Below are 7,556 nucleotides of genomic sequence, written 5' to 3'. Positions count from 1 at the left end.
ACATGCCCTATTGTCCCCACATTCACATGCGGCTTGCCAAATGCTTCTACTACTTGTGTCATAATCTAAACTTTTCTACCTAAAATACAAATACATAAATAAATAATATGTTGATTTTATAAAAACACAACAAAAAAAAAGAGCGGATAGTGGGATTCGAACCCACTCCACTAGCTTGGAAGGCTAGAGCTCTACCAATTAAGCTATACCCGCACAATGGAGGAGGTAGGATTCGAACCTACGTACACTTTCGCGGACAGATTTACAGTCTGTTACCTTTAACCACTCGGTCACTCCTCCACAAAATTTGTTAAGAGAGCATTACCCCAGTATTTTAACTTAATCTTTCATTATATTTAATATTAAATGTCTAAGACTAAAAAATCAAGCAATAAAACTTGCCAGGTTAAAATTATGCAGACTTCATTTTATGTAACTCAATATTGTTAATAAAGTGCCTAAATAGATAATGTGAATCGTGCGTACCTGGAGCTTCTTCTGGGTGGTATTGTACAGAAAAAACCGGGTAATTCTTCATCATTATTCCCTCTACACTATTATCAAACAGAGAAATATGAGTAACTTCAACGTCACTTGGTAGAGAAGATGAATCAACAACAAATCCATGATTTTGGCTGGTGATCTCAACTTTTCCGTCATTTACATTATAAACTGGATGGTTACTTCCTCGGTGACCAACATTCATCTTGAAGGTCTTTGCCCCTAAAGTAATTGCAAGCAATTGATGACCCATGCATATACCAAGGACTGGTATTTTAGATTTTATAATAACGTCTATCTCTAGAATCATACTTTCTCCTATTTCTTGTGGATCACCAGGACCATTTGAAAGTACTATACCATCTGGATCCATACTTAATATTTTCTGAGCAAAACCTTTATCTGGCTTAATCAGTTCAATTGCGCAACCAAGTTCTATTAAGCGCGAAACTATACTAGCCTTCACACCGAAATCAACCACCACAACTTTGTATTTTGCGTTAAGATCGTTTCTAAAGCTATTACTTAAACTGACTTTATTGATTATCTCTACTCCATTTAAAGGTTTGTATTTCTTCAATTCATCCAGCAGATCCTCTATTACAAGAGTAGTTTGGTCATCGTAGATTCCAGCGCCACACATCGGAGAGCAGGTCAATGGGCATATAATCCCACTTTGGGATCGATGTTTTTGCAAATGCCTCGTCAAGGCTCTAGTATCAACTCCTGATATTCCAACTACATTATTTCTCTCCAACCAATCATTTAAGCTGATACATGATGAAGGATGAGATGCAGAAGAAAGTTCACGCATAATCACACCACTTGCAAAAATTTCTTTTCCTCCTTCATTATCTTTGCTGTTTATCCCAATGTTGCCAATATGAGGAAAAGTGAACGTTATAATTTGATCGGCAAAAGAGGGGTCAGTTATAGTATGCTGGTAACCAGTGATACCAGTGGTAAAACAGATCTCACCTATGCACTTGCCTTTCTTACCTACTGATTTTCCTAAAAAGTACTTACCACCTTGTAAAACTAAAACTGCATCTTGCACTCAATTCTCTCTAACTGATCCAAAACAGTATACAAAGATTCTAAACAATACGTAACTCCTTCTAAAACTTTAAACTTAACTATAAGTTAACAGAGAATAACATAAAAACCCTTTACAATAAATTCTTTCACATAAAATATATCTTGACCACCTTCGCACTTCGTGTTAAATATAAATAAAGTGGAGGGTTACAATGCCTGATAGCGGGAATCAATCTAAAAAAATAAATGGGAAGTGGTTGGCTATAGGGGCTGGCTCACTATTACTTGTAATGATGCTACCGTCAATTCTTCTTTTAGCAAAAATAGCTATAGGACTAATTATAGTTCCAGTTGTAGCAATAGCAATGAAAGTTGCTTCAAAAACAATATCTAAAGTCTTAGAAGATAAACAGGAAGATCAAAACCAAACAACACAAAGCAAAATTATAAACCTAGCTATTGGATTATTATCTATATTTGTAGGTGGCCTATCGCTATTCACCATAGCACAAATTGGTTTAACTGCAACATGTGCAGCTGTAGCCGCTTTAGTTCTATACGCGTGTTTTAAAGATGAAAAAATAGGTAAAGACATAAATGACAAATTAGATGAAATAGCTGAAAATACAACTGACTTTATTGTTAGTAATATCGAAAAGCTTATTCCACAACAAAGCCGCCAAGCGTAGCTCATCTTATGTCGCATTGCCTGCCTGTGTTTTTCCACTACAGGCTAGCTGCAGGGGTTTTATTTACTCTATAAGCTTTTTTATCATGCTAAATTTTAACCCACGGACAAAATCTTCAACGTTGCAGGGGTTTCTTCCTTCCATTTGCACAACTTTAGGAATTAAAGTGCCGCCCCTCAAACTTATGTACATATTATCATTAATAATCTCACCTTGCGCTGAAGCTAAAGAAGCATTTAATTCAAAGTCAGCATCCAGTATTCTGAAACGTTTATTCCCTATTTTGATAAACGCTTTGGGATAAAATGCTTTAACTTTCCTATAAGCAACTTCGCAAGTATCACTCGCATAAATTTTATAGTCTTCCACTTTATCAGCGTAGCACGCATTATCATCGTTTTGTTCTGAAGGAACTTGTTTTTCAATTTCATTTAACACTTCCATCAGTAAATTGCTACCCAGCGCAGACAGTTTATCATGCAATGTCCTGTAATTGTCGTTTTTTTCAATCAGAAATTTTTTCTGTTTTAAAATAGGGCCAGAATCTAATCCTTCGTTCAATTGCATAATGCTAACTCCAGTCTCCTGGTCTCCCGCCAAAATTGTGTGCTGTATGGGAGCTGCACCACGCCATCTAGGCAGCAGCGAAGGATGAATATTAATACAACCATATTTAGGAACACTCAAAATTTCTTTTGGAAGTATCAACCCATACGCAGCAACAACTGCAACATCTGGTTTGAAACTTCTAAACTGTTCTTGCTCTGCCGAAGATTTTAGAGAGGTAGGAATGCACACCTCTATGCCATTTTCTTCAGCAATAACATGTATTGGAGATTTCGTCAGTTTCTGTCCACGCCCCGAAGGTTTTGGGGCCTTGGTATATACTGCTACTATCTTATTCTCTGACTTCAATAACAAGCTCAACGCACCAACAGCGAATTCTGGTGACCCCATGAAAACAACTCTCATGCTGCTTTGCTTAAAGAAATCAAGAATCTTCTGCTAATTTGCCGCTTACAGTTTCTACTAGCTCTGCAAAATCACCTTTATAATTAACAGCCATTTCAGCAAGGACTTTTCTATTTAAACTAATTCCAGCAAGTGTGAGGCCATACATGAATCTACCATAAGTAAGCCCATGCTCTCTTACTGCTGCGTTGATACGTATTATCCACAGGCTGCGAAAATCGCGCTTGCGGTTTCTTCTGTCCCTGTAGGCATATTGTAATGCTTTTTCAACCCTTTGCAAAGCAATTCTGTAACAACTTTTTGCACGCCCTCTATAGCCCTTTGCTAACTTTAATATTTTCTTGTGACGAGCATGAGTAGTAACCCCACGTTTTACCCGAGCCATTTTATTTTACCTCCATTTTGTTAAATACCATAAGGCATGTAAAGCTTAACTATACGCGAGTCAGATTTACCAAGAATCGTTGTACCACGCTGGTTACGGATGTTGGATTTACTCCTCTTTATCATGCCATGCCTTTTGCCTGATTGAGTAGAAATAACCTTGCCTTTAGCTGTAAGATTAAAGCGCTTTTTAACGGAAGATTTGGTTTTCAATTTCATTCTCTTAAATTCACAAACATTATCACCGAATTCTTTAGTAGTAATTAGTTAGTAATATAAACAATCTTATTAAAGAATTAAATAGTATTGCAACTTACAAACTACAATACTACTATAATATGTAATCTGAAACTACAATACAAGCTAAAATTGCATATTAAAGAAGCTTAAATGTAATTACACCCAATATATGCGTTATACCTTCTCTATCTCCAAGCGGCAACAATACTTGCCTCATTTTAACACTTTCGCTTTCTTCTTCCTCGTTGATTGGGCACTTGCTATCTACTACAGCATCGAGTTTATCAATAACTGCGTCTACTTTATATAGTCGCAAAAACGGTGCATCTACTGCATATTTACTATCAATGCACATGTTCTTTTCAAAACCATAGAACTCAACAGCCTTTTCTCCCGCATTTTCACAGATATAACCTCGGTTATTAACTTCAATAATAAAACAATGCTGCCAAGATTCCATTATTTCGGCAGTATCTATTTCATGCCTTTCTGGCCAGTCTCTATCTGACCCTTTTATTTCACTCCAGTGCTGAGTCACTACATTTGCTATTCTTCTTTCTTTGCCTGCGTAAATTTCCATTCCAACATCCACACAAAAAACATAGATATAAGCTGAATCTACTGTGAATGTATTGATTTTTTCTTAATCGCAAGTTACGTATTAAGAGGGTTCCAGTAATGTTTGGGAATTTACATGGGTACCTTTTTAACCATTCTTTAACGTGAGCTCACACTTTCTTGATTGGTTCTCCGGCTATATGACATACATCTACACTGCGCTTACGGCTACCTTCTTCACTATTTATTTTACTGATTAAATAGTCTCTTAGGTCGGTAAGTTCTTGTAATAAATCCTTTGAGCCGCGATCGATTTTTACATCATTATTAAACTCTTTTTGCACTCCTTTTATTGTATACCCTTTATCATATAACATATACTTTATTTTCTTTATAGCCTCTATACACTCATGATCATATAGCCTTCTTCCCCTACGTTTTATGGGTTTAATTTGACGAAATTGACTCTCCCAGAATCTTAAAACATGCTGTTCCACATGCAGCTCTTCAGCTACTTCTCCGATCGTGTAGAGTAATTTTTCCTTATTCATTGATTAATTTTTTTATCACTTTTGAAGGTCTAAAAGAAACTGAATTTCTTGCCTGAATTACTACTTTTTTTGGTGTATTTGGTATATTCCCTGGCCTTTCCTTCTTTTTTTTAACCAAGAACGTCCCAAAGGATGATATTTTGACTATTCCATCCTTCACTAAGCCTGCCTTTATCTCATCCAATATATCGTCTATTATCGCAGCAGAGTCTTCTTTTGATAAACCAATTTCTCGATTTATGTCCTCAGCTATTGTTGCTTTAGTTACTGTCATATCTTTTATCGCAACGTAACCCATAATTTATTATAATATGTGAATATAATATAACAATTGACTCAAGATTCAGCTACTTTATTTTTTAGGGTATGTCTCTTTTGTAGCATAATTTAAAATACTGGCAGCTGCTAATGCTGCAAATATTGTAAGAAGCGCCATTTGATGATCTGTAAAAAGTGCTAGTGTTGACGCTATAATTCCACCCACGATAAACATAAATCCATTGATAATAGATGACGACGTACTAATGCGTTTTCGCTCTACAATTTCACTGCCAACAGTAAAATTAAGCATATGTCCTCCCGCAAAAAACCCAAACATCAACATACAAGAATATACGATATGAACCGTCAAATGGCTGCATAGTAAAATAATAATCGAAACGCCCTGTAGCAGAGCGAAAGCGGAGATTACATGCTTTCTATTTTCAAATAAGTTTGAGATTTGATCTGCAATCGGTGCACCAATTGCAAGACCAAGCCATAACACTGCAGTTGCTATACCTGAGCCCATTGCATCAAGTTCTGAGTTGCTCAACAACCTCGGTGCCCATAAGGTGTTAAGCGCTAAAAATGTTCCAAAAGTAATAGCACCCACTATTGAGGTTATCCAGATATCTTTTAGTTTTAGCACTGTGAGCACAGAACATATTACCGTTTTTATGGAGCTTTTTATTGTGTATTTTTCTAAACTTCTTTCTGAGAGTGCTTCTGGGTAGAAGAACATAAGTACAAATATTGACACGCCAAGTAGTATTATGCACACAATCAGATTTTTCCAATATATACCTTCAGCGAGAAAGCTAGAGAACAATATTTGAATTACCAGTGCAGAAAGGCTTGAAATTGTCTGTACCAGTGAGAACATCAGCCCAAATTGGGCAACGGGAAAACAGGTACTACTTATATGAGCAGCCCCAACAAAGCCAAATGACGCTCCAATTGCAATCAATACTTGAGATAAAATCAAATGGGAGAAGTTTTCACTATTAATGAGAACAAGAAACCCAAGGATCATAGTTGATAATGAGAAGAAGTAAATTTTTTTGCTGGAAAAAGTATTAAACATTGCCCCACTAAAAAACTGTGAAATGGCAAAAGTCCAATTATAAGCTGAATTTGCCAGTGCAACTTGCGCAATCGTGAGCCCAAGTTCCTTTTCAAGGTCTACGCTTATAAAAGTATAAATTATCTGCATGTTGCTGAATATAACAATCAAGTTACCAATCAGCCAAACGAACCAAGCTTTAGCCTTGCTTTCCATAAGATTTGCTTTTACAAGTAATTTATTGATACTAAGTCTCTTTTGAGACCATAACTCTTTGATGACACTTAATCGAATATTAAAGTATCAACTAACATAAGTTACCACTTTATGTCTTAAAGTTTTATATATCTATTCTGATATAAAATCAAAAGAAAATCTAAAAATTTTAAGAAATAAATTGACTATTAAATATTTTACTAATATAATTGTTTTAGTTCATTAATATTAGAATTAAACATGTACGCAGATTATATAAAGGATTTAGAAGCATTAAGAGAGATAATTAGTGAATTTATTAAATATTCTGATAAGTATAATCAGTCTATAGGTGATGAACAGGATCCAGCTTTGAATCTATACAAGACAGAAATAGATTTAATAGGGCTAGAGCAAATAACGCGTGAGTTTGTTAATGACCTTGGTAATATATCAGAAAAAGAGGTGCTAAAACATGAGGAGTGTATTATAACATTGCCGGAAAAGAAGCAATTAGTGAAAAACTTAAGGAAATTGGAAGAAAAAATATCTGATTTCGTTCAATTTGTTCACCATTTCACTCAATCTGTTGATGATAATCAGCTTATAAGGCAATATGCAGCTCTTTCTTTGTCTTATGGGGGAAAAGATTTAATGGCACTGGCAAAAATAACACATGAGTTGTTTTCTGAAAAAGATAATTTCGAGTTTGTAGATAAGGGAAAGTTACCTAGTACAGAAGTTCAAAATACATCATATATTGGAAAGGTATTTAATTATTTAGGTCTTGCTTGATATATACAATGATACTCTTTTTGTATCCCATTTTGGACTAAACGAAAAGAGTATCGCAACTTAAGTTGGCAATACCAAATCCCAATGGTAAATTAAAAAGTTTCCCCACGATTAGCGAACTTGCTATGTATCTTGTTCGAGTCCCCAATAATGAAAGTTGGCATAACTTTTATGCTTAAGAAATTTACCAAATGAGAAAAAAAGCAAAAGAAACCCTGGTCGGTATTTATTTTTAGTATTGGCGTTTTTATGCTTTAAACGCTGCAATTTAGCTGCTTTTAAACGCAACTAGTCTAAGCTATAATATTT

10 protein-coding genes and 2 tRNA genes are annotated in these 7,556 nt (G+C 35.3%); 2 read left to right on the top strand and 10 right to left on the bottom strand.

Annotation, left to right across the window (positions count from 1 at the left end; genetic code table 11):
* Nucleotides 1-141: 141 nt before the first annotated feature.
* From DM84_RS03595 to carA, 3 genes are all read right to left on the bottom strand, one after another.
* A tRNA-Gly gene (locus tag DM84_RS03595) sits at nucleotides 142-213 on the bottom strand.
* A gap of 4 nt (nucleotides 214-217) precedes the next feature.
* Nucleotides 218-300 (bottom strand) — tRNA-Tyr (locus DM84_RS03590).
* A 112-nt stretch (nucleotides 301-412) separates the two neighbouring features.
* Nucleotides 413-1,558: a glutamine-hydrolyzing carbamoyl-phosphate synthase small subunit gene (gene carA / locus DM84_RS03585; protein ID WP_250778375.1), complete on the bottom strand. Its 1,146-nt coding sequence runs from the start codon at nucleotides 1,556-1,558 to the stop codon at nucleotides 413-415.
* Nucleotides 1,559-1,751: 193 nt separating this feature from the next.
* On the opposite strand from carA, the gene DM84_RS03580 reads away from it, so the two are divergent.
* Nucleotides 1,752-2,228 carry a hypothetical protein gene (locus DM84_RS03580; protein WP_250778374.1) on the top strand — a complete coding sequence of 159 codons (477 nt, stop codon included), beginning with the start codon at nucleotides 1,752-1,754 and terminating at the stop codon, nucleotides 2,226-2,228.
* A gap of 63 nt (nucleotides 2,229-2,291) precedes the next feature.
* Here DM84_RS03580 and fmt read toward each other — a convergent pair whose 3' ends face one another.
* The 7 genes from fmt to DM84_RS03545 all read right to left on the bottom strand — a co-directional run bounded on the left by fmt (nucleotide 2,292) and on the right by DM84_RS03545 (nucleotide 6,473).
* Nucleotides 2,292-3,200, bottom strand: a complete 909-nt coding sequence (fmt, locus tag DM84_RS03575; protein WP_250778373.1) for a methionyl-tRNA formyltransferase — start codon at nucleotides 3,198-3,200, stop codon at nucleotides 2,292-2,294.
* A gap of 19 nt (nucleotides 3,201-3,219) precedes the next feature.
* The gene (gene rplT / locus DM84_RS03570; protein ID WP_250778372.1) at nucleotides 3,220-3,585 is read right to left on the bottom strand and encodes a 50S ribosomal protein L20; all 366 of its coding nucleotides are present in this window, start codon (nucleotides 3,583-3,585) and stop codon (nucleotides 3,220-3,222) included.
* Between the two features lie 20 nt (nucleotides 3,586-3,605).
* Nucleotides 3,606-3,803, bottom strand: a complete 198-nt coding sequence (gene rpmI, locus DM84_RS03565; RefSeq protein WP_250778371.1) for a 50S ribosomal protein L35 — start codon at nucleotides 3,801-3,803, stop codon at nucleotides 3,606-3,608.
* Between the two features lie 157 nt (nucleotides 3,804-3,960).
* The gene (locus DM84_RS03560; RefSeq protein WP_250778370.1) at nucleotides 3,961-4,404 is read right to left on the bottom strand and encodes a PAS domain-containing protein; all 444 of its coding nucleotides are present in this window, start codon (nucleotides 4,402-4,404) and stop codon (nucleotides 3,961-3,963) included.
* A gap of 148 nt (nucleotides 4,405-4,552) precedes the next feature.
* Nucleotides 4,553-4,933: a MerR family transcriptional regulator gene (locus DM84_RS03555; protein WP_250778369.1), complete on the bottom strand. Its 381-nt coding sequence runs from the start codon at nucleotides 4,931-4,933 to the stop codon at nucleotides 4,553-4,555.
* Complete coding sequence (locus tag DM84_RS03550; protein WP_250778368.1) at nucleotides 4,926-5,231, bottom strand: integration host factor subunit alpha; 306 nt, start codon at nucleotides 5,229-5,231, stop codon at nucleotides 4,926-4,928. The genes DM84_RS03555 and DM84_RS03550 overlap by 8 nt, the downstream gene beginning before the upstream one ends.
* Before the next feature lie 54 nt (nucleotides 5,232-5,285).
* Nucleotides 5,286-6,473 carry an MFS transporter gene (locus DM84_RS03545; RefSeq protein ID WP_250778367.1) on the bottom strand — a complete coding sequence of 396 codons (1,188 nt, stop codon included), beginning with the start codon at nucleotides 6,471-6,473 and terminating at the stop codon, nucleotides 5,286-5,288.
* A 240-nt stretch (nucleotides 6,474-6,713) separates the two neighbouring features.
* Between DM84_RS03545 and DM84_RS03540 the strand changes: the two genes are divergently transcribed.
* Nucleotides 6,714-7,247: a hypothetical protein gene (locus tag DM84_RS03540; RefSeq protein ID WP_250778366.1), complete on the top strand. Its 534-nt coding sequence runs from the start codon at nucleotides 6,714-6,716 to the stop codon at nucleotides 7,245-7,247.
* Nucleotides 7,248-7,556 lie beyond the last annotated feature (309 nt).

Source organism: Wolbachia pipientis (assembly GCF_023661085.1).
Taxonomy (GTDB): Bacteria; Pseudomonadota; Alphaproteobacteria; order Rickettsiales; family Anaplasmataceae; genus Wolbachia.
Note: the sequence above shows the minus strand (reverse complement) of the source record. Positions and strands in the feature narration are given on the sequence as shown.